This window comes from Endozoicomonas sp. Z74, from assembly GCF_057680865.1.
Genome location: NZ_JBLYZI010000008.1, coordinates 50,705 through 70,977, shown reverse-complemented (window position 1 = coordinate 70,977; position 20,273 = coordinate 50,705). Strand labels below are relative to the sequence as shown.

At 54.6% G+C, this 20,273-nt stretch carries 27 protein-coding genes; 13 read left to right on the top strand and 14 right to left on the bottom strand.

Annotation, left to right across the window (positions count from 1 at the left end; translation table 11 throughout):
- Positions 1-21: 21 nt before the first annotated feature.
- Positions 22-2,304 (bottom strand): formate C-acetyltransferase, encoded by a 2,283-nt coding sequence (pflB, locus tag ACNRUY_RS03990; protein ID WP_488110353.1) that lies wholly within the window; start codon positions 2,302-2,304, stop codon positions 22-24.
- Positions 2,305-2,990: 686 nt separating this feature from the next.
- On the opposite strand from pflB, the gene ACNRUY_RS03985 reads away from it, so the two are divergent.
- Positions 2,991-3,389 (top strand): hypothetical protein, encoded by a 399-nt coding sequence (locus ACNRUY_RS03985; RefSeq protein ID WP_488110352.1) that lies wholly within the window; start codon positions 2,991-2,993, stop codon positions 3,387-3,389.
- Between the two features lie 242 nt (positions 3,390-3,631).
- Here ACNRUY_RS03985 and ACNRUY_RS03980 read toward each other — a convergent pair whose 3' ends face one another.
- Positions 3,632-4,090 carry a methylglyoxal synthase gene (locus ACNRUY_RS03980; protein ID WP_488110351.1) on the bottom strand — a complete coding sequence of 153 codons (459 nt, stop codon included), beginning with the start codon at positions 4,088-4,090 and terminating at the stop codon, positions 3,632-3,634.
- 34 nt (positions 4,091-4,124) lie between these two features.
- Here ACNRUY_RS03980 and ACNRUY_RS03975 point away from each other — a divergent pair, with 34 nt between their 5' ends.
- Positions 4,125-4,325, top strand: a complete 201-nt coding sequence (locus ACNRUY_RS03975; RefSeq protein ID WP_488110350.1) for a hypothetical protein — start codon at positions 4,125-4,127, stop codon at positions 4,323-4,325.
- Positions 4,326-4,334: 9 nt separating this feature from the next.
- Here the strand turns inward: ACNRUY_RS03975 and ACNRUY_RS03970 are convergent, their stop codons facing one another.
- The 3 genes from ACNRUY_RS03970 to ACNRUY_RS03960 are packed head-to-tail and all read right to left on the bottom strand — an operon-like array spanning position 4,335 to position 7,775.
- Complete coding sequence (locus ACNRUY_RS03970; protein ID WP_488110349.1) at positions 4,335-5,633, bottom strand: sodium ion-translocating decarboxylase subunit beta; 1,299 nt, start codon at positions 5,631-5,633, stop codon at positions 4,335-4,337.
- A gap of 12 nt (positions 5,634-5,645) precedes the next feature.
- Positions 5,646-7,472 (bottom strand): sodium-extruding oxaloacetate decarboxylase subunit alpha, encoded by a 1,827-nt coding sequence (oadA, locus tag ACNRUY_RS03965; protein WP_488110348.1) that lies wholly within the window; start codon positions 7,470-7,472, stop codon positions 5,646-5,648.
- A 21-nt stretch (positions 7,473-7,493) separates the two neighbouring features.
- The gene (locus ACNRUY_RS03960) at positions 7,494-7,775 is read right to left on the bottom strand and encodes an OadG family protein (RefSeq protein ID WP_488110347.1); all 282 of its coding nucleotides are present in this window, start codon (positions 7,773-7,775) and stop codon (positions 7,494-7,496) included.
- Positions 7,776-8,274: 499 nt separating this feature from the next.
- On the opposite strand from ACNRUY_RS03960, the gene ACNRUY_RS03955 reads away from it, so the two are divergent.
- On the top strand, positions 8,275-8,520 hold the full coding sequence (locus ACNRUY_RS03955) for a type II toxin-antitoxin system HicB family antitoxin (RefSeq protein ID WP_488110346.1): 246 nt from the start codon (positions 8,275-8,277) through the stop codon (positions 8,518-8,520).
- 116 nt (positions 8,521-8,636) lie between these two features.
- On the opposite strand, the gene ACNRUY_RS03950 is transcribed toward ACNRUY_RS03955, so the two are convergent.
- The 3 genes from ACNRUY_RS03950 to ACNRUY_RS03940 all read right to left on the bottom strand — a co-directional run bounded on the left by ACNRUY_RS03950 (position 8,637) and on the right by ACNRUY_RS03940 (position 10,186).
- Complete coding sequence (locus tag ACNRUY_RS03950; protein ID WP_488110345.1) at positions 8,637-8,999, bottom strand: helix-turn-helix domain-containing protein; 363 nt, start codon at positions 8,997-8,999, stop codon at positions 8,637-8,639.
- Positions 9,000-9,008: 9 nt separating this feature from the next.
- Positions 9,009-9,257, bottom strand: a complete 249-nt coding sequence (locus ACNRUY_RS03945; RefSeq protein ID WP_488110344.1) for a type II toxin-antitoxin system RelE family toxin — start codon at positions 9,255-9,257, stop codon at positions 9,009-9,011.
- Positions 9,258-9,523: 266 nt separating this feature from the next.
- A complete protein-coding gene (locus ACNRUY_RS03940) occupies positions 9,524-10,186 on the bottom strand; it encodes a tRNA-dihydrouridine synthase (protein ID WP_488110343.1) in 663 nt (220 codons plus the stop codon).
- A gap of 152 nt (positions 10,187-10,338) precedes the next feature.
- On the opposite strand from ACNRUY_RS03940, the gene ACNRUY_RS03935 reads away from it, so the two are divergent.
- Complete coding sequence (locus ACNRUY_RS03935) at positions 10,339-12,087, top strand: recombinase family protein (protein ID WP_488110342.1); 1,749 nt, start codon at positions 10,339-10,341, stop codon at positions 12,085-12,087.
- A gap of 132 nt (positions 12,088-12,219) precedes the next feature.
- On the opposite strand, the gene ACNRUY_RS03930 is transcribed toward ACNRUY_RS03935, so the two are convergent.
- The 5 genes from ACNRUY_RS03930 to ACNRUY_RS03910 all read right to left on the bottom strand — a co-directional run bounded on the left by ACNRUY_RS03930 (position 12,220) and on the right by ACNRUY_RS03910 (position 15,739).
- Positions 12,220-12,711: a Rha family transcriptional regulator gene (locus tag ACNRUY_RS03930; RefSeq protein ID WP_488110341.1), complete on the bottom strand. Its 492-nt coding sequence runs from the start codon at positions 12,709-12,711 to the stop codon at positions 12,220-12,222.
- Positions 12,704-13,738: a RecT family recombinase gene (locus ACNRUY_RS03925; protein ID WP_488110340.1), complete on the bottom strand. Its 1,035-nt coding sequence runs from the start codon at positions 13,736-13,738 to the stop codon at positions 12,704-12,706. The genes ACNRUY_RS03930 and ACNRUY_RS03925 overlap by 8 nt, the downstream gene beginning before the upstream one ends.
- Complete coding sequence (locus ACNRUY_RS03920; protein ID WP_488110339.1) at positions 13,735-14,013, bottom strand: hypothetical protein; 279 nt, start codon at positions 14,011-14,013, stop codon at positions 13,735-13,737. Before ACNRUY_RS03920 ends, ACNRUY_RS03925 begins: the two co-directional genes overlap by 4 nt.
- Positions 14,006-14,947 carry a PD-(D/E)XK nuclease-like domain-containing protein gene (locus ACNRUY_RS03915; RefSeq protein WP_488110338.1) on the bottom strand — a complete coding sequence of 314 codons (942 nt, stop codon included), beginning with the start codon at positions 14,945-14,947 and terminating at the stop codon, positions 14,006-14,008. The genes ACNRUY_RS03920 and ACNRUY_RS03915 overlap by 8 nt, the downstream gene beginning before the upstream one ends.
- 120 nt (positions 14,948-15,067) lie before the next feature.
- Positions 15,068-15,739 (bottom strand): helix-turn-helix domain-containing protein, encoded by a 672-nt coding sequence (locus ACNRUY_RS03910; RefSeq protein WP_488110337.1) that lies wholly within the window; start codon positions 15,737-15,739, stop codon positions 15,068-15,070.
- Positions 15,740-15,858: 119 nt separating this feature from the next.
- Between ACNRUY_RS03910 and ACNRUY_RS03905 the strand changes: the two genes are divergently transcribed.
- From ACNRUY_RS03905 to ACNRUY_RS03865, 9 genes are all read left to right on the top strand, one after another.
- Positions 15,859-16,062 carry a helix-turn-helix domain-containing protein gene (locus ACNRUY_RS03905; RefSeq protein ID WP_488110336.1) on the top strand — a complete coding sequence of 68 codons (204 nt, stop codon included), beginning with the start codon at positions 15,859-15,861 and terminating at the stop codon, positions 16,060-16,062.
- Entirely contained in the window at positions 16,055-16,366 is a 312-nt protein-coding gene (locus ACNRUY_RS03900) for a hypothetical protein (protein WP_488110335.1), read from the top strand. The genes ACNRUY_RS03905 and ACNRUY_RS03900 overlap by 8 nt, the downstream gene beginning before the upstream one ends.
- Positions 16,345-17,865, top strand: coding sequence for a DUF3987 domain-containing protein (locus ACNRUY_RS03895; protein ID WP_488110334.1), 1,521 nt, complete (start codon positions 16,345-16,347; stop codon positions 17,863-17,865). The genes ACNRUY_RS03900 and ACNRUY_RS03895 overlap by 22 nt, the downstream gene beginning before the upstream one ends.
- Before the next feature lie 2 nt (positions 17,866-17,867).
- Positions 17,868-18,059: a hypothetical protein gene (locus tag ACNRUY_RS03890; RefSeq protein WP_488110333.1), complete on the top strand. Its 192-nt coding sequence runs from the start codon at positions 17,868-17,870 to the stop codon at positions 18,057-18,059.
- Positions 18,060-18,219: 160 nt separating this feature from the next.
- Positions 18,220-18,447, top strand: a complete 228-nt coding sequence (locus ACNRUY_RS03885; protein WP_488110332.1) for a hypothetical protein — start codon at positions 18,220-18,222, stop codon at positions 18,445-18,447.
- Positions 18,437-18,880, top strand: a complete 444-nt coding sequence (locus tag ACNRUY_RS03880) for a putative PDDEXK endonuclease (protein WP_488110331.1) — start codon at positions 18,437-18,439, stop codon at positions 18,878-18,880. The genes ACNRUY_RS03885 and ACNRUY_RS03880 overlap by 11 nt, the downstream gene beginning before the upstream one ends.
- Positions 18,855-19,304 (top strand): hypothetical protein, encoded by a 450-nt coding sequence (locus ACNRUY_RS03875; protein ID WP_488110330.1) that lies wholly within the window; start codon positions 18,855-18,857, stop codon positions 19,302-19,304. The genes ACNRUY_RS03880 and ACNRUY_RS03875 overlap by 26 nt, the downstream gene beginning before the upstream one ends.
- 120 nt (positions 19,305-19,424) lie before the next feature.
- On the top strand, positions 19,425-19,670 hold the full coding sequence (locus ACNRUY_RS03870; protein WP_488110329.1) for a hypothetical protein: 246 nt from the start codon (positions 19,425-19,427) through the stop codon (positions 19,668-19,670).
- 93 nt (positions 19,671-19,763) lie between these two features.
- Entirely contained in the window at positions 19,764-19,967 is a 204-nt protein-coding gene (locus tag ACNRUY_RS03865; RefSeq protein ID WP_488110328.1) for a hypothetical protein, read from the top strand.
- A 23-nt stretch (positions 19,968-19,990) separates the two neighbouring features.
- Here the strand turns inward: ACNRUY_RS03865 and ACNRUY_RS03860 are convergent, their stop codons facing one another.
- Entirely contained in the window at positions 19,991-20,266 is a 276-nt protein-coding gene (locus tag ACNRUY_RS03860) for a hypothetical protein (protein ID WP_488110327.1), read from the bottom strand.
- Positions 20,267-20,273 lie beyond the last annotated feature (7 nt).

The following is a 20,273-nucleotide window of genomic DNA, read 5'->3' as shown; positions in this document are numbered from 1 at the left end:
TCCCTTCAGCAATCTGTAATCTTACAGGCTGCCGGTGAAGGTACGGGTGATGACATCACGCTGCTGCTCTGGAGTCAGAGAGTTGAAACGCACAGCGTAACCGGAGACCCGAATGGTCAGAGAAGGATACTTCTCAGGGTTTTCCATGGCGTCTTCCAGCATTTCGCGGTTCATCACGTTGACGTTCAGGTGCTGCCCGCCTTCATGAGCCTGCTCATTATGGAAATAGCCATCCATCAGGCCCACCAGGTTCTTGCGACGACCGTCTTCATCTTTACCCAGCGCCTTGGGAACAATGGAGAAGGTGTAGGAAATACCGTCTTTGGCATAAGCAAAAGGCAGTTTCGCCACAGAGCTCAGGGAAGCAACCGCACCACTGGTGTCACGACCATGCATCGGGTTGGCACCTGGACCAAATGGCTGGCCGGCACGACGACCGTCAGGGGTGTTACCGGTCTTCTTGCCATATACCACGTTAGAGGTAATGGTCAGAATGGACTGGGTTGGAACCGCATCACGGTAAGTCTTGTGAGAAGCCACTTTCTTCATGAACGACTCAACCAGCTCACAGGCAATGGCGTCCACGCGCTCTTCGTTGTTACCGAACTTGGGATAATCCCCTTCGATCTCGAAGTCAGTAGCGATACCGTCTTCATCACGAACCGGCTTCACCTTGGCGTACTTGATGGCAGACAGAGAGTCCGCAGCAACGGACAGACCGGCAATACCACAGGCCATGGTGCGATATACATCACGGTCGTGCAGAGCCATCAGGGCCGCTTCATAGGAGTACTTGTCGTGCATGTAGTGGATGCAGTTCAGAGCTGCAACGTACTGGGCTGCCAGCCAGTCCATGAAGTGATCCAGGCGGTCACGGACAACGTCATAATCCAGCACTTCATCCATGATAGGCGTTTCTTTCGGCCCTACCTGAATCTTCAGCTTCTCATCCACGCCACCATTGATGGCATACAGCATGGTTTTGGCCAGGTTGGCACGGGCACCAAAGAACTGCATCTGCTTACCGATCACCATGGGTGATACACAGCAGGCGATGCCGTAGTCATCACTGTCCATGTCAGGACGCATCAGGTCATCATTTTCATACTGGATAGAGCTGGTATCAATGGATACCTTGGCACAGTATTCCTTGAAGCCCTGAGGCAGCTGTTCAGACCAGAGTACAGTGATATTGGGTTCCGGAGAAGGCCCCATGGTGTACATGGTGTTCAGGAAACGGAAGCTGTTCTTGGTGACCAGGGTACGTCCGTCCACCCCCATACCACCGATGGACTCAGTGGCCCAGATAGGGTCACCGGAGAACAGCTGGTCGTATTCAGGGGTTCTCAGGAAGCGAACCATGCGCAGCTTCATGACAAAGTGGTCAATCATTTCCTGAGCATCGGTTTCAGTAATGTTACCGGCCTTCAGGTCACGCTCAATGAAGACATCCAGGAAGCTGGCCACACGCCCCAGGGACATGGCTGCACCGTTTTGGGACTTAACCGCTGCCAGGTAGCCAAAGTAAGTCCACTGTACCGCTTCCCTGGCGTTGGTGGCAGGCAGACTGATATCAAAACCGTACTTACCGGCCATATCCTTCATCTGCATCAGGGCACGGATCTGCTCCATGATCTCTTCACGCAGCTGAATTGTCCGCTCCAGGGTTTCGCCGGTTTCCAGAGCACTGTCCAGGCTGGCGTGCTGCTGCTTTTTGTCGGCGATCAGGCGATCAACACCATACAGGGCGACACGACGGTAGTCACCGATAATCCGGCCACGACCGTAGGCATCGGGCAGACCGGTGATAACACCAGACTTCCGGCAGGCACGGATAGAAGGAGTGTAGGTATCAAAAACGCCCGCATTGTGAGTTTTGCGGTAGTCAGTAAAAATCTTCTTGACCTGGGGATCCAGCTGACGGCCATAGACTTCACAGGAAGTCTCCACCATACGGATACCGCCATTAGGAATGATGGCCCGCTTCAGCGGTTTGTCCGTCTGCAGACCAACGATGGTCTCCAGGTCCTTGTTGATGTAGCCGGCATCATGGGAGTTGACGGTGGAAGGCAGGTCGGTATCAAAGTCCAGAGGCGCGTGGGTGCGGTTCTCTTCCTTGATACCCTCCATCACATCCGCCCACAGCTTATCTGTGGCTTCAGTGGAACCGGCCAGGAATGCATGGTCACCTTCGTACGGGGTGTAGTTCTTCTGGATGAAGTCCCGAACGTCGATACTCTCAGACCAGTCACCCAGCGTAAATCCTTCCCAGGCAACGGGCAGCTCATTGGTAGTTACAGTCATACTAAGAGGCTCCTTGAGATTGGAGAAATCTTTTGAAATGCTGTTGTCGGGTCAGTCAGGCTTCTACGGATAGCTTTAACATCAACTTGATCTGCGTCAATGTAAGAAAAGGTCTGTCGGCGTATCGTTTTAACTGTCAAACGGACACATCTACTGGCCTGGTTCGGTGTCACCGTGCTCTTTAAGCCGACCCGGTGAAGTAAAATAATCGCAGTCAAAGTATCGCATATAGGGCAATCCCACTATCAGTGCTAATACTTATTCATTATTAAAGTAGAAACCTCACCCAACAAAATCTACCAATACAAACAAAACCCAAACACCTTCCCACCCTCTCGGATGAACAGAATTAGTTATTAACAATAAACAGACATTCAAAAATATTATGAAAGCAACGTCAGGCACTGGTTTTTGAATGCTATGCTTTGATCCAATTATTTCTAACACCTTTTTCTGCATTAATAACAACGCTCTTCGGAATACTCTTTTTTAAGGTGAAAATGGGATTCAAAACCCACGAACTGAGAGCAACCGAAAGTATCAACCCGATCAGACAACTTTAACGTTAATTTGAGATATGTTTTTAAGTACTGTTACCTATTCATCCCCTAAATGGGTTTGTCTACCATCGTGTAACAAATAAAGACATCCTCAGTATTCAGGAAAGATCCAAACTGGAGCTCCCCATGAGCAAGTACATTTACACAACTATTTATGAGCAATTCACCGGATTAAAGCCCCCCGAACCCAAAAATCACAAGCCACGCCGAAGAAGAGGTTATGGACACCCTTATCGTATGCGCCTGAATATGCAGGAAGATGAGTGCCATAACGAAAATGAAAACGATGTAATGCCGGGTGAAAACGACCGGGATTATGCCGAGCAGCCACCGGTAGCCAGTTTTCAGCCATCCATGGGCAATAAAGCACCGGTTCGCCGGTTTTCAGCTCAACGGCATCAGAGTGCACTCCCCGCCGGGAACAGCATTATGGCGACTCCGCCCATGAGCGATGAGCCAAGACCCCGGAAAGGGCCAGAACCCAAGGTTACGTACAAAAAGCGCAGACACTACAACCAAGCCTGAATTCAACAGGCTTATACACAATCGGTCATACATTGACAAACCCCATGACGGAACGGATACCGGGAGCCCCTCCCATCTCAATGTTTTTTTGATTGGCTCAGTTTGGAAGTGATTAACGCGCCAGAGTGATTATTGTCAGCTCTGGCGTGTTTTTATTACTTTTTTTCTTAGAAAATGATTTTAATAGAGGCGAGCAGTATTTGAGCTGAAAGAGCAAGACAAACGATTGCAACTCATGCTTTTCAATCCACTCTATTTATCAAATAGCTGTCGTAATCTGGAATCTGCCGATTGTGTGACTGAGCCAGCAACTGTGATGAAAAAATATAATCTGCAGAACTCTGATTACAGGCCACGGGGATATTCCATACCGCCGCAATACGCAACAAAGCTTTTACATCGGGATCATGGGGCATAGGCTCAAACGGATCCCAGAAAAACACCAGAAGATCCAGCTTACACTCCGATATCAGTGCACCAATCTGCTGATCACCTCCCAATGGACCGCTGATGAACTTATTCACTGGCATGGCCAGCTCTTTTTCCATCAAAGAACCCGTGGTACCCGTTGCAAATAACTCATGCCCTTTGAGACAGTTTTTATGTCTTAATCCCCAGGCAACCAGCTCTCCTTTTTTATTATCATGGGCAACCAGAGCAATCCGCTTTTTTTCTGAAACTTTATACTCTTTATAAATCATAAAAGACTCCCGAACAGAAAGAATAACCGTAAAAATGGATAGCAAAAACCTGGGAGCAGGTTCAAATATCACAAAAAGAGGCATTATGTTCCCTGAGCAAGGGCTTGATCAAGCAGATCCAGAGGAGGCTGACTGCTTTTTAAACATAACAATGACGGGACTCAATTCAAGGCTTATCGACGGGGAAATCACTCCCGCGCAGGAACGCGGGAGTGAAATAGGGAGAAAACCCTGAGACCAGGGTTCAGGAAAGGTATTTGATCATCACACCGGCAGCCACAGCGGAGCCGATGACACCCGCCACATTTGGCCCCATTGCATGCATCAACAGGAAGTTCTGAGGATTCGCCTCCAATCCAAGCTTGTTGGAAACCCTGGCGGCCATAGGAACGGCCGACACGCCAGCAGAGCCGATCAGAGGATTCACCTGGGTGGCTGAAAGACGGTTCATCAATTTGGCCATCAAAATGCCGCAGGCAGTCCCAATACAGAAAGCCACAACCCCAAGGGCCAGGATGCCCATGGTTTCCGGCTGCAGGAACTTATCCGCCACCAGTTTGGAACCCACGGACAGCCCCAGGAAAATGGTAGTGATATTAATCAGAGCATTCTGCGCCGTGTCCGACAAACGCTCTACCACACCACACTCCCTCATCAGATTGCCAAAGCAGAACATCCCCAGCAGCGGCGCGGCATCGGGCAACAGAAGCGCCACCAGCACCAGCAGCAGAACGGGAAAAGCGATTTTCTCCACCCGGCTGACCGGCCGGAGCTGAGTCATCACAATCCTTCGCTCTTCCTCGGTGGTCAGCGCCTTCATAATCGGGGGCTGAATCAGCGGCACCAGAGCCATATAGGAATAAGCCGCTACTGCTATAGCCCCCAGGAGGTGCGGAGCCAGTACGCTGGAAACATAGATGGCCGTTGGCCCATCCGCCCCACCGATAATGCCAATGGCCGCCGCATCCGTCAGGCTGAACGACATGACACCGGTATAATTCAGCAAAATCGCACCAAACACGGTGGCAAAAATGCCGAACTGGGCGGCTGCCCCAAGAAACAGCGTTTTCGGATTCGCCAGGAGGGGGCCGAAATCAGTCATCGCCCCTACCCCCATAAAGATCACCAGAGGCGCCACACCGCTGGCAATGGCCACCGTATAAAACTGGTAAAGAACCCCATTGGAATACCCGGCATCGGCCACCGCATACTCAACCATGGCCCGAGTCGCGGATCCCGCCTCCGAATAAAGCCCATACAGCTGATCATACGACGCCGATTGACTGCCTAAGGCATCGGCAATGGCCTGCAGGACAACCGGGTTGGCCTGATGCAAAGCCTGCTCTACGGCAGAATAGGCAAGCCCGGCCTCCGGTATATTGGCCAGTATGCCGCCAAAACCAATGGGCACCAACAGCAGTGGCTCAAACCGCTTGCGGATGGCCAGGTACAACAACCCAAACCCCACCAGCATCATGATCAACTGCCCAGCGGTCAGGTTATATAGCCCGGAGCCCTCCCAGAGCATCAACAGCTTATCCATGGGATCTCCTTATCAAGCCAGTGCCAGCAGCGTATCACCCACCGCAACACTGTCGCCTTCACGAACGCTAACCGATGCCACACGGCCTGTCCGGGGTGCCCGGACTTCCGTTTCCATTTTCATGGCCTCCAGAATCAGCACTACATCCCCTTCCTGAACCTGCTGACCGGAAGCCACATTCACCTTCCAGATATTACCGGCCAGAGGCGCTGGCATGGGTTCCCCCTGTTCATCCGCAACAGGGTTAGCTGCCGGTGCAGTGGAGGTTGTTGAAGCGACCTGGGTAACCTCTCCCCCTTCGGCAACCTCTACGGTGTATAGACTGCCATTGACCTTGACCGTGTAGACGCAGTTTTCACTGGCCGCCGGGGAAGCCGTTTTGGCAGGTACTTCAACCGCAGGCTCAGAACCCGGCACCGGCTCAAAGGCATCCGGGTTGCCCCGATTTTGCAAAAACTTCAGGCCAACCTGGGGGAACAGGGCATAGGTCAGAACATCATCCACTTTATTCTCTGCCAGGGTCAGCCCTTTCTCACTGGCCAGCCCCTCCAGCTCATCCGTCAATCGGTCAAATTCAGACTCCAGCAGATCGCCTGGACGACAGGTAATAGCTTCCCCTCCCTCCAGCACTCTTTCCTGCAGCGCGCTGTTAAAAGGAGCAGGCGCAGCGCCATACTCACCTTTCAAAATTCCCTGGGTTTCCTTGGAGATGGTTTTGTAACGCTCACCGGTCAGGACATTCAACACCGCCTGGGTACCGACAATCTGTGAGGTAGGCGTCACCAGAGGTATAAAGCCAAGATCTTCCCTAACCCGGGGGATCTCTTTTAATACCTCATCAAACTTGTCACTGGCCCCCTGCTCTTTCAGCTGGCTTTCCATATTGGTCAGCATGCCTCCGGGCACCTGGGCGATGAGAATCCGCGAGTCTACCCCCCGCAGCTGGCCTTCAAATTTCGCGTACTTTTTGCGAACCACCCGAAAATAAGCGGCAATCTCCTCCAGCTTATTGAGATCGAGCCCGGTATCACGTTCAGTTCCGGCCAGGGCTGCAACAATGGCTTCCGTTGGTGAGTGACCATAGGTCATGGACATGGATGAAATGGCGGTATCCACACGATCAATGCCGGCCTCTACCGCTTTAAGCAGAGACATAGACGACAGACCCGATGTGGCGTGGCAGTGCAGCTGAATTTCCAGGTCCGTTTCCTGTTTCAGGCGGGATACCATTTCATAGACGTCCGATGGCGTGATGATCCCGGACATATCCTTGATACAAAGCGAGTCAGCCCCCAGGTCTTCAATCTGCTTCGCCAGGGCAATCCAATTGTCCATGGTGTGCACAGGGCTAGTGGTATAGGAAATCGTGCCCTGGGCATGAGCCCCCTGTTCCTTCACGGCCCTCATGGCCTGCATCAGGTTACGGGGGTCATTCATGGCGTCAAATACCCGAAAGACATCCATACCATTGGCCACCGCCCGCTCAACAAATTTGTCAACGACATCGTCCGCATAATGCCGGTAGCCAAGAAGGTTCTGTCCCCGCAACAACATCTGCTGGCGGGTATTGGGCATTGCTTTTTTCAGTGCCCTTAGACGCTCCCACGGATCTTCCCCCAGAAACCGGATGCAGGCATCAAAGGTGGCCCCGCCCCAGGTCTCCAGCGACCAGTAGCCGATCTGATCAAGCTGCTCGGCAATGGGCAGCATATCTTCAATGCGCATACGGGTTGCAAACAGCGACTGATGCGCATCCCTGAGAACCACATCAGTAATACCCAGTGGCTGGCAGTTACCCACAGGCCCACTCCCCGCCAAAGGCTTCTTGATCTCAGACATAACCCTTAATTCCCCCGGTTATTAACTTTTATCGGTTGGTTCTTTTCTGGTTCTGTGCATGCGAATGGCAGCACTGATCACCGCAACCAGCTCAGTTTGAGGGGTCGCAGGCGATTGTGAAACGGGTGTCTTCTGCCTGGCTGCTGCAGGCACACTGGAGGGTAACGGCTCAGGAAAATACCGGCCAATCACCCTGGACATCAGGCTGGTTACCAGTACCAACATTGTCAGGAACAGGAAAACAAAACCCATTCCAAACAGCATCAGGCTTGAGCCTTCTGTGATCAGGTCCGATGGAGTCATCAAGTAAGTCCTTTGCCTGGTTATTTTTAATGGCTGTCATTGAAGGCCCGGCAATATCATTGACTGACCGAAGCCCTTCTTGTTCTCTGTACTGTACTTTTACTGCCTGACAGTGTCGCCTTCCATGGACCCTGGAGCCTGTCAGACTTACGACAATTTCGGCCTAAAATCCAGAAAGAACGGCCAGATTTTTCGATGAATTCGATTAAATAGGCCGACTATTCGCACGAATCCATCGAAAAATTTGACTCGTTCTACTGAATTTTATGCTCGAAAGCATAAGTCCGACAGGCTCCCGGCGCAGGTATTCTACTTTACATAGGGTAATAAGCAATCAGTCATCCAGACTATGCCATGATGGAGTCCGTAGATTGCCCCGTGCAACCGTAAAATGCATGGATTTATATCAATGAATCGGGCGCCTTCACCCGTCCCCAGACACGGATAAAGGCGTGGCCACCATTATCCGTGTCTGGCTGGAACAACATGGAGTTAAACCATGAGCAATCATAACGCTAACCAGATGAGCATTGACGGATACATCGCCGTGATTACCTATGACCCCGATATAGAGCTGTTTCGCGGAGAGTATGTCGGCCTTAACGGTGGTGCTGATTTTTATGGAGAAGACGTAAAAAACCTGCGTAGGGAAGGTGAGCTATCTCTGAAGATTTTTCTTGAAGCTTGCCATGAAGAGGGCATTGAGCCACACAGGGCTTTCTCCGGGAAGACGAACGCGCATTAATCCGGAGTTTCATAAGCCAGCGGTACTGACCACCCCAGGAAAAGTCATGGAACTTTACCAGGATGCGGCCATCCTTATCGCGGCAATCTGTGGCGGGATAAACCGATAAACCAGGCTCATACCAAATCATCCAGATCCACCTTCAGCGCCTGCGCCAGCTTCTTCAGGGTCTCCAGCGAGCCCTGCTTGCTGCCGTTTTCAATCTGACTCAGCAATGACGGCGTAATACCAACTGAAGTGGCCAGATCATTCTGCTTCAGACCCCGGTACTCCCGCCAGACGCGCACCGGATTCTCGTTAAGCAGCCGGTCCACCACACTGGCCGGGACCAGCTCATCCTCACCGCCGGCCAGTGCGGCCTTGGCTTCCCGATACATCCGGGCATCGTCCAGCTCCTCCAGTTTCTCCTGGATTGACAGGAACTCAGCGTAGGGAATCACCACAAACGCCGGTTTTCCTTCATGCTTAAGAATTTCCATACCGTTTTCTCAGTGCTTGTAAATACCACCTCTTGGCCCTATCCGGATGATGTTAATAATCAACCGGCCGTGGTCAATGTCGTAAATGACGCGCCATTCACCTACTCTCATTCGATAGCCCGGCTCGCCGTTCAGCTTCTTGATATGCCCGTTGCCTTGCGGCAGGGTATCAATCGCTGCCTGAATCCTGGCACGCTGTGGCGGAGGAATCTTTCGCAGAGCCCTGGCCGCCTGGCGCAGGTAGATCACTTCATACATAGGTGCAGCATAACCGCCAATTAACTAATAGTAAATCCAGATTCACCTAAAGTAAAGAATCATCCCATTAACCACAACTCCTGCCTTCAAACTACAGGAACACTCCGGTACGCTTCTCTCCCCCTGGCCGTCAGTCGCCGGAAATACCACTGCACCTGTTTGCTGGCATAGTCCTGCCGAATACAGTTGGGCGGGCTGGAGCAACATAGAGCTCATAAGTAATCATAACGCCCACCCGATGAGCATTGCCGGAAACGTCGCCCTGATTACTTGTAGCCGGTAACCTGCTGAAGAACCGAAAGAATAGCCTCCCCATCCCGGAGTGCACGGACACGCTCAAACAGCGCCTGGGCCTCAGGGTAGGCCTTGCGGAGGTAATTCAGCCACTGTTTCAAACGGGATGGATGATACTGCCACTTGCCATTCTCCCGGTCCCTTTCACTGAGCTGCAGAATCAGGCGAACCACCGACAACCAGGGCATCGGCCCCGTTCTCCTGCGGATCATTTCGGTAATATTGGGTGTCACCAGTGAGGCTCGCCCCACCATTAAGTCAGCGCAGCCCGTAACCCGTCGACATTCATCCGCATCCTTATGCGTCCAGATCTCCCCATTGGCAATCACCGGTATGGTCAGCTGCTCCCGGATACGCCCCACATATTGCCAGTGAGCAGGGGGCCGATAGCCTTCGGCCCGGGTGCGGGCATGCACTGCCAGCTCCGAAGCACCTGCCTGCTCAGCAGCCCTGGCATTTTCCAGAAACAGGGATTTGTCTTCATACCCCAGACGGACTTTGGCCGTCACCGGTAGAGATTCCGGCACGGCTTCCCGAACGGCCCTGACAATATCGTATACCCGGTCAGGTTCCCGGAGCAGAATAGCCCCGCCCTTATTTTTATTGACTGTTTTGGAGGGGCATCCGTAAACCATATTATATACACAAACCCAAATACCCACTTATACTTACATCTAGGCAGAAAAAAAGAATTAATTAAAACCCTTATTTTTCAATAACTTAGGTGCGCTAAAAACTGCGAATTACATACGAATTAAATCACGAGTTAATTCAAATTGGTTAAAAGATGAACAGAAAAGTCTACTCCTACATGCGTTTTAGTACGCCCGAACAAAAAGACGGGCACAGTCTGGCCAGACAGACAGACTATGCACGCCAGTACGCAGAAAAGCACAATCTGCTACTAGACGACACATTAAGCATGCGTGACGAAGGCCTGTCAGCCTATCACCAGAAACACATTCAGAAGGGTGCCCTGGGGGTGTTTTTCAGGGCGATTGAAGAGGGCATGGTCCAGCCTGGCTCGATCCTGATTGTTGAGAATCTGGACCGGTTGAGCCGGGCCAACATCACCGAAGCCCTGCCCCGGTTCATGGACATCATCAATAGCAATATCACCCTGGTGACGGCCAACAACGGTCGGGAGTTTTCCAAACAGTCCATCGACGCCAGCCCGTTCACGCTGTTTGAAAGCCTGATCGAAATGGTTCGGGCCAACCAGGAAAGCCAGCACAAAAGCGACCGGGTGAAGGACGCCATCGTCGCCCAGATCAAGCACTGGCAGCAGCATGGCTGCGGCAAGATTATCCGTAACGGCAGAGATCCTTTATGGGTTCAGCCAAACAAGGATAAGACCGGCTTCGACCTGATACCGGAGCGGGCAGATATAGTGCGGCTGATTATTGACAAATTTATGAAAGGCTGGGGATCTAGCAAAACCTGCAATTTTCTCAATGAACATCACCCCACTTTTAACAGAAACCGAAAATGGTATATCCCCTATGTGGGCAAAATAGTGCGTAGCCCAACATTATCTGGCGTTAAAACGCTTACAGTTCGTTCTACGCAGTACACAATCAATAATTACTATCCAGAAATCCTGAGTGCATCAGAGTTTGAAGAATTGCAAATTGCCATCAATCGTCGAGCACCAACCAAAGGTCAGAAAAAGAATCCAGGAATTATTACAGGTTTACGTGTCGCATACTGCGGCCATTGTGGAGAATCCATCATTGCGCAAAACCATAATGCTCGCTCTTACAAGCAAAAAAAATACAAAGTCACATCCGGATTGCGCAGACTACGATGCAATTCAGAGTCAAGCAAAAAGCCCTGCTACATATCCAAACCTGCTGAAAAAAACGGCTTGCGCAGCATACCAACCGCTCCCATCGAACGCGCCCTCCTGGACTACTGCGCTGACCAGATGGAGTTGGGTGCCATCCTCAACGACGACACCGACCAGACGCTGGCGTTGAAGGCCAGGCTGTCCAGCCTGCAGGCCGAGGCGGTCAAGTACGAAACAGGCATCACCAACACCGAGAATTCCATAGAGGCGTTTGTCATGAACGGCGGCGACCTCGAGGAGCTGACCAATATCCTCAAGCGCATGCGCACCAAGCTGCAACAGAAAAAGGCAGACATTGAAAAACTGGAGGGTGAGCTGCGTTACCTGAAGCGCCACAAGTCCAGTGACGTGATTGAACAGTGGCAGGCGGTGAAGGACAAAATCCATTCAATGGATGAGGAGGCGCGGCTGCTGATCCGGCAGATTGTCAAAAAGACCTTCAAGCAGATCCGGATTTTCTTTCACAGTTACAATCGTAGTGAGACTGGACAGACTCTGCCGCTAGAGGTGAAGGACGACGATATTGTTATGATTCTGACGTTTCATAACGATAAAACCCGGATTCTGATCATTGACCGAAAATCCGGGGACTGGGTGAAATGGCGTGACGTGACGTTCAATTCTGAAGCTTTTCACTCAGGCCTGGCGGCCGATCCTCAAACTTCTGGGCAAGACACTGGCTCCTGAACTCATTGCAAACATCATCAATAATCTTAGAAACAACCACCCGCTGCACCTCATCCGGCAGCGGGTTGGCCAGTTGATGGCCGTCCTGGTAAAGCAGAAACTGCAGCTGCTTGTAATCAACCACTGCTTCAATCATTTCAACGCCTCCATATCCAGCCGCAATTGACATCCACAAAGCAATACCTGCTCTCGCCTGGCCAGCTTCCGTTTGTTTCGCCTGCGCTCATTCATCAGGCCGCTGCCAATTTGGCCCAGGCGCTCACTGACCTGCATGTCAACCGTTAACGACTGCAGCTGATGGTAGCAGGGCGTGACCGCCTGCTCCTCCAGCTCCAGCCAGCGGTTGATAATTCGTGCGGTGAACACCGGACACAGGCTGGCTACCAGGTTAATAGACTCCACCTTGTTCAATCGGCAGATTTTCATGGGTCGGCCACCCTGTCTGGGACTTTCGTACTTTTGCTCAATTTGAGCTAAACCCCGTATGACGCCCTTTCCAGCCAGTTCCCGGATTTTCCTGAGCACATTTTTGTGAATCTTTTCAGTCAGCCGGGCAATTTCCAGCGACGTCATGGTCAGATCCTGATCCAGAAACTTCTGCTCAGTCAGTGCCGTTTTATTCATCTTTCAATGCCTCCCGCTTCTGCTTGAACGCCGCCCTTACCTCATCCACAAAATCCGCATGCAGGACACTGTGGGCACCACTGATCAACTCACCGGCCTCGGCCAGCTCTTCAGCGGAGGTGCAGTTATTGATCATCTCCAGGCACATATCCCGGTGGAGCCGGTCACTTTCATTGGGTTCTCGATCCACTACCTGCCCGTTTTCCCGCATGCTTTTACGCACCCGCAGCTTAAAGACTTCAGCCCGGTTTTCAGGTGCCTCATTAACACTGTCCTGTGTAGTTTCCTGTGAGTGCTCTATGTACTGGCCAGTAACTGTCCCTGCGGGCGGCGAGTCACTCTCCTTGCGGGCGGCCAGTGGCTCTCCTTCCGCCAAAACCGCCGCCACCCGGCTGGCCGGGGTCACGTCCTTTTCTTCGGTGGATGCCTCCAGCTCCTCCGGCGTGTAGATGCCCAGGATGACGTCCGGGCAGTGCAGCCGCGCCCAGCGCTTGATGGCGGCATAGGCCAGCTGCTGCTTCGGGTCGGTGGCCCACAGTGTGGAATGCCGTGGCCAGGCCTGGCACATCATCAACCGCAGCACCCGGGGCTGGTCTTCGCCCTTCATGGTGGCGCTGACCTCGGCCCACAGGCCGTCCTCGTCCTGGTCGTTCCAGCCAGGAGCCAGATAATCGCCCTTGTTGCCCTTCATTTTTTTGTGCTTGCCGGTGATCCGCTCCCAGCCATCGGACCAACTCACTTGCAGGCGTCCCTCAATGGGGGCATGGCGGTTGATGACCGCATTGACCAGCTGTGCCTCATAGCCGAGCTTGCCCTTGACCAGATGGGTCTTCTGGGCCACGGCATAGGGATTCATCCCCCAGGCCTGAGCCTGCAGGCACACCGCCAGGCAGTCGCTGGAATTACCCTGCAGGCACTCTGGCAGCGTGGCCTTGCCGCCGGCCATCAGCTCGGCAAACCGGGTGACCCGGTCCAGGGCGTCCATATCACCCAGCACATTCTGCTGGGTCATCAGTTCGTTGTTCATAGCACCGCCTTGTGGTTGAGCAGTTCATTGGCCTCGAACAGTGCCCGGTGGGTATGGTCCACCGCATGGGCCAGTGCTTCAATCGCCTGGCACAATGCCTGGGCTTCGGTGTTCAGGTTGACCATGCGCAGGTTGATGCTGTCCAGCTGGTCCGACAGGTTGTGCAGCGCAAACTCCAGCCACAGGTGCAGCGAATGCTCGCCCGGTTGTTCCAGGATCGCGCCCAGCTCATTCAGCCGGTCAACGCACAGTTCACTGGTTGCCTTGTCAGTCACGTTTGAACTCCCAGGCCGGCAGCGCCAGCTCGGTTCGGGTGGTATAGGCAGGCCAGGTGTCACTCACCCGGCACTGGTGCAGCCGTTCCATGGCAAGGTGCCAGCGCTCACGGGCCAGTTCGCAGCCGGGGCCGTCCAGAGTGTATACCTGAACCACAAAGGGCGGTTCACTCTCCACGGCAATGAACACAAAGGCGTCGCAGTCGATGCCAGCACTGTTGAGCGTGGCCAGGTAGTGGGCCTGCTGCAGGTGGTAGCCGTACTTGCTGATGGACCGGCTGAACGCGGACGGGCTGGCGCAGTCGGTGGTCTTCAGGTCGATGCACAGGTGGTCGGCCTTGCGCAACCAGTCACACCGGCACTTGATCAGCTCGCTGTCCTGCTCGCCCCAGACGCTGACCTCGGCCTCACCCCGGCTGAGCAGCTGCGCTGCCTCGGGATGGGCCAGCACGCTGTCGGCCATGCGCCGGGCCTTGTCGACCAGCTCGGGCTTGACCGTGCGCTGCTTCTGTTCGCTGGCCAGCAGAATCTGCGACCAGATGGGCGTGTCCGGGTAGTGGGTGAGAATCCGCTCGGTCAGCTCATCCTTGCTGCCGGTCTTTTTCAGGTCATGCTCCGTGCAGAATTCGCGCATGTCCTTGACGCTGTGCAGTGCGCCTGGGAAGTCCTCCGGCTGTGGTGCCACCGGGTAACGCTGGTCAAACTGGTTTGGCTCCAGCACCAGGCAGTGGGTCATGGAGCCGATTTTCATGGCGTCGCTTTCGCGCCGGGTCACCGGTTCGCCCAGGTATTCATGCCGGTAGTGGGCAGGAGATTTGAGGGCCAGGGTTTTCACCTGGCTGGAGCTGATGCCGGGGTCCGATCGGTAGCGGTGTTCCGGGTGGCCGTAGGCCACCAGGCCGGGGGTGAAGTCTGCGGGGGTATAACGGTGCATAACAGTGCTCCGTTGGGGATGGAGCACTGAAAGTTAGAATTGCTTTTTCGTTTCGTAAAATCGTCAATACGTATTTTTATAAAATATTCTAACTAAAATATTTTTAATACGATTATTAATCTAATAAACCAGAGTCACGCTTTTTACCACGGCCACAATGGCCCGGTTACTGAGTGACAGCGCTGGGAAGGCCTCATGTGGGCAGACCAGCCGGTGCCGCTCAGACGACATAACCAGCTCATGCAGGCACAGCGTGCTGAAGTCCAGAACGTACTGATCCCAGCCTGACTGCTCCCGTGGTACAGGCTGGTTGGTATTTCGGATGCTTGAACTCACCGACAGCACAAGATTGCGACGAAGGTAATCCAGCTCGTCAAGATCCTCGGGCGGCGGCTCACAATAGGCCAGCGCTCCCCGTGGCAGACAAGGTTCCATGGACGGCGTATCAATCTTCCAGACAAAGGCATCGGCTGACAACTCTATCGGTGCCGGCATTTTTTGAACGTTCTTGATGCTCTTGCGGTGATACCAGTCATCCAGATGGCTGCGGTTCAACAACGGAACAAAGGAGACCGGCACCTCAAGGCTGCTGTCACCAAACATCAGGTACTGGGTGGTGGTGTTCAGTGCCCTGGCCATTTTCTCCATGGTGGATGGCTTGGGAAGGCGCCCGCTTTTCAATGCACTGTTAAACGTTGAGGGTGTCATCCCTGCTGCGTCGCAGGCCTCTTTGACCGTTGCGTGCGTCGATTCCGCCAGGCATTCATGGAACCGATCCTGCCATGTTGTCATAACTGCTCCAGTAAACGTTTGCCAGGCTTTGATAAGAGTAAAAGTCATTTTTTCTTTTTGCTGATTTTTAATTAGTAGTCTTTAATCGTCATGTTGATTTTTATTGAATAATTTTCATCATGAGCAGTATTTCTAACAGTGATTTACGACGCTACCGGCATCAGCGCAAGCTGTCTCTGAATGAGCTGGCCAGTGAAATCGGCGTCAGCCCTCCGGTCATTCACCATCTGGAGCACAGGCACGGCCACCGCACCGTGCGCCAAATCCTCAAATACTGCAAGGAACACGGCCTTGACCCGGCCCTGTTTTATCCCTGTGACTAGGCCGCTGCCACCGCTCTGGCCTGAGTCCTTTGGCGCACTCGGGCTGCTGATGATACTCACCGGCGCACCTGAGTGCTACCGGCACGCCCGTCGCCAGCGGCTGCCCTGCGTTTGCCTGCCAGACCCGGACCAAGTCACCCGCTACCACTGGCCAGTGGCTGGCCTTGACCTGGTGCTCATCCTGTTCTGCCCGCTCACCGCCCTTCAGGATATATTACTTTGCGGCGAACTGCTGGCTGACCGACCAAAAATGCTGTCGGTACGCTACTGGCCCACCGACCGATGCCTCTTCTACCGACCATGAAAACCACCCTCAGCGCCAACGGCGAGCTTAGCGACGCACCGGGCATCAACCGTCTTGTGGATATAGAACGCAACAAGGCGAAATGGTTCCGCGACCTTGAATCCGAACCGTTGGCCGATCGCTCGCCACCGAGGGCCACGGACGACCTGTTCTGCGGTGTGCTCAAGGATGTGGTTGACCTGTGCTGTGCCCACAGTGAGGCGGTGGCCGTCGCGGTCGCCACCTATACCCTCGCCTGGTTCAGCGCATTGGTCGGCCCCCTGCGCTATTACCAGCTGGGTGATGAGCGGCGCCTTCTGAATGACTATTTTTTGCTGGTCGGCCCTTCCGGCCAGGGCAAGGGTGCCTCTGAGCATGGCCCGCGCCGCCTGTTTCACCGGGTTGAACAGATTCTGCAGACCCACCATGGCCAGGCCTGGCAGCGCGGCGAAGCCAATGGCATACCGGAGTATGCCTGGCTGGACATTCACGACGGCGGCCTCTCCTCCGGTGAGGGTCTGGCGGCGGCCAAGGCGGACCGGCTGAAGATGGGCAAGGATGAACCGCCCGTCGAGGTGGCCGACAAACGATTTTTGTTGTTGGAAAGTGAGTTTGGCAATGTCCTGAACCAGGCGCAGCGCCAGGGCAATACCCTCAGCCATGTACTGCGCACCGCCTATGACGGCAAAACCATCCGGCCACTGACCAAGCGCGACCGGGTGTGCGTCAGTGATCCCTTTTTCGTTCTGGTAGGAAACATCACCCCGGGCGAGCTCACCGGCCATGACCAGGGAGCGGTGATGACGGTCAACGGCATGCTGAACCGGACCCTGATGCTGTGGGTACGCACCGAACGGCGTGTGCCCATCCCCGAGGCGATCCCCCAAGACCGGCTGGAATCGCTGGCGCAACAACTGGCCCAGGCCGTGTTGATGGCCCGGTGCGGGCAGTGGGAAACCCATTACCGGAAACAGTCGGAGCAGGCCACGGCCATCGAGCTTGATGATGAGGCCCGGGCGCTGTGGATTGAGTCCTATCCGGAGCTGGTCAACCCGCCGGACTGTGAACTGGTGCGGGTGCTGTGTCGCCGTCACCGGCTGCATGTGCTGATCCTGTCGTCCCTGATGGCCCTGCTTAATGGCCAGCCACTGGTGAATCGTGAACACCTGGCCTCGGCACTGGCCTGGTCGGACTACAGCCGTCGCTCGGTGGTCTTTGCCTACCGCTATTTTAACCAGCAGCAGCTGTCGGAACGCTGCCGCCAGATGGGTTTGATGGCGGTCCAGGCCATCGGTGAACTCTGCCAGCCGCCGAATTATACCTGTACTCATACGGACCTTTATCGCTGGTTTAACAACCGCATCCGCCAGGACGAACTGAGCCACGCCCTGGACTGGTGCCTCAATTTCACGCCACCCCTGGTTCGCCAGGAGCGGCAATCCAGTGGTCGACGCGGTCGGCCAACCATCCAGCTGACGCTGACCGAAGAAGGTCGGCGGATGCTGTCAACGGGAGGGTGACAATGTACACCGAGCCCATCTATGCCAGAAAGATCAGCAAACTGCCTGAGTTCATTCACGAATTGCTGGTTGATCAAGATCTGCCTCCGGACCAGGTGGTAAGGAACACAAAAATCATGTGCAAAGGCATTCTGCGACTGATTAAGGAAGAGCGATCGAGTGATTCAGAGGAGAGTCAGGGCGCCGGGCGCTAGTAAAGCCTGCAAGCAGCCCCCTGATCTTTTCTCTGACGAGTCTTGTATGAATCAGGACGCCCGGCATTACGCACGCCGCCCCAAACGAGAAATGATCCCGCCCTGCACTGGTTACTAGCCAGGTCGGACGAGCGGGATCAGCCTACCACAGGTTTAGCAAGTGATAAACATTTGCAGCAGACCCCGCCATTCTAAGCCTTCGGAGACCACCATGAAACCGGACAGCCATCCGAAACAGACCCAGCGCCGCCTGATCCGCCGCCAGACCCGGCGCTATCTCAGCCAGGGCGGACGCATCCGCAAGCTTCCTGATGGCACCGCCCGTGGCCTGTGCAGCATTCGCCCGGATGAACTGGAAACCCTGATGGGCCTGCGCCATGAAATCTAGTGCCGGCAAGAAAGCCCGCCGCAAGGGTGCCTGCGGTGAGCGGGAGTTCATCAACACCGTGCTGCAGCTCACCGACGGCCAGGTGCAGCTGAAGCGCAATCTGGGCCAGAGTCGCGACGGCGGTGACGACACCGGCACCCATGACTACAGCATTGAGATCAAGCGCCACAGGACCGTCAGCCAGTACCAGCTGCGCGACTGGTGGCAGCAGTGCCAGCAAAACGCCGCCGACCAGGGCAAGGTGCCGGTGCTGGCCTTTCGGGCCGACAAGCAATCCTGGCAGGTGCTGATGCACCCCCACCGTTTTTTCCCGGAGGACGACGTGCGCGGCTGCGTGCGCATGGACGTGGCACTGTTCTGCCAGTACCTGATGTCCTCGGACAGCCTGTTTATTCGGGAGCCTGGCCATGCGCCGTCGCATCGATGCCATTGACCGGCTGCTTGAGGACTGGGCGGACTGGCGCCAGAGCTATGCCTCCCTGGACGGCAGCACCGGTGACTGTGTGGTGGTCCGCTTTCGCGAACCGGCAGGCACCTGGCGTGCCGGCAGCCAGCCGTTGTGGTCCGGCTTTATTGCCAGCCAGCTGGCGGCGCTGGACAGTCACCTGACCCTGGAGCTGGGACCGAAGCCGGTGGCGGTCCTGGTCATCCTTTACGGCGTACCGGGCACGCAGGAGGAGAAAGCCCGGCAACTACAAACACCGGTGAAGCTGTTGAACGAATGCCGTCGGCAGGCACGGGCCATTGCCCTGAAGCACCTGCCGGACCATCTGTCTGTGAGAGGGTTTCACCATGCAAATGTTGACCATCGCAGCAAAAAAATCGCCGATGGACGGCAATCTCAAACAGTGCATTAAACGGATTCGTCGCGAGCATAACCTGTGGACCCTGGAGTGCTGGCTCCAGCATGAGATAACCCACCGCGCCCGCAGGCCGGTGGTGGCAATGATTCATCACCAGGTCGGAGGACTGTATAAATGGACATGAGCTCACACCCACACTCTGGAGACATCATGGACCGCCTGTGGCGAACCGCAGAGCAGCTGGGACGGGTATCAATAGAGGAGGAACAATGCGGTATCTACTGCGCTGAAATTCAGTTCAGCCACAAAAGCTCACTGGTCTTTGCTAGAGGCAAAAGCACCGACGTCTGTCAGGCGCTGTCAACAGCTATCCGTGACGCCAGGGACATGGGTGCGAAAGAGAATAATGGAAGACAGTAACAGGAGGGAAGACAGGAAGGGAAAAGACTGCGGCCAGCGGTGATGTCAGGGGTGGCCGCAGGGAAACGTCTACTCAGGTGGGAGTATAGCGGTATGAAAGTGGATGTGAATGGCGAGCAGTACACCGCTGTGCAGAAATACTGCAACCGGTGCGGTGAGTTTTATCCGCTGACCCGCGAGTTCTGGTACCGGGACAAGCGCTCGGTGGATGGGTTCAGGCATTGCTGCAAGGGATGTTATTCAGAGCTGCCGTCGGTGCTCAGGCGCAGGGTGCCTCCGGCGAACCGGAGGACTTGAAGCCCGTCAGAGCGGGGACCCTGTCAGAATAGCTTGTCCGTGTTCACTTCATTGGCACCCAGTCCCTTGCCGATCAGCCGGGCATAGCGATCATCATCGTCATCCAGGACCGCAAGGATGATCTGTATATTGTCGGACAAAGGTTTCAGCAGCCGGTTCAGAGCATGGCAGACCGAGACCTTGTGATCCGGTTTCAGGTGAAGTTCCGCCAGTAACAGGCTGTTTTCAAAACAGGTGACGGTGCTGGCCGGGTCGACCAGGTCACGGATGGCCTGGACCGTATCGTGAAGGGAAGGCATGGGTGGG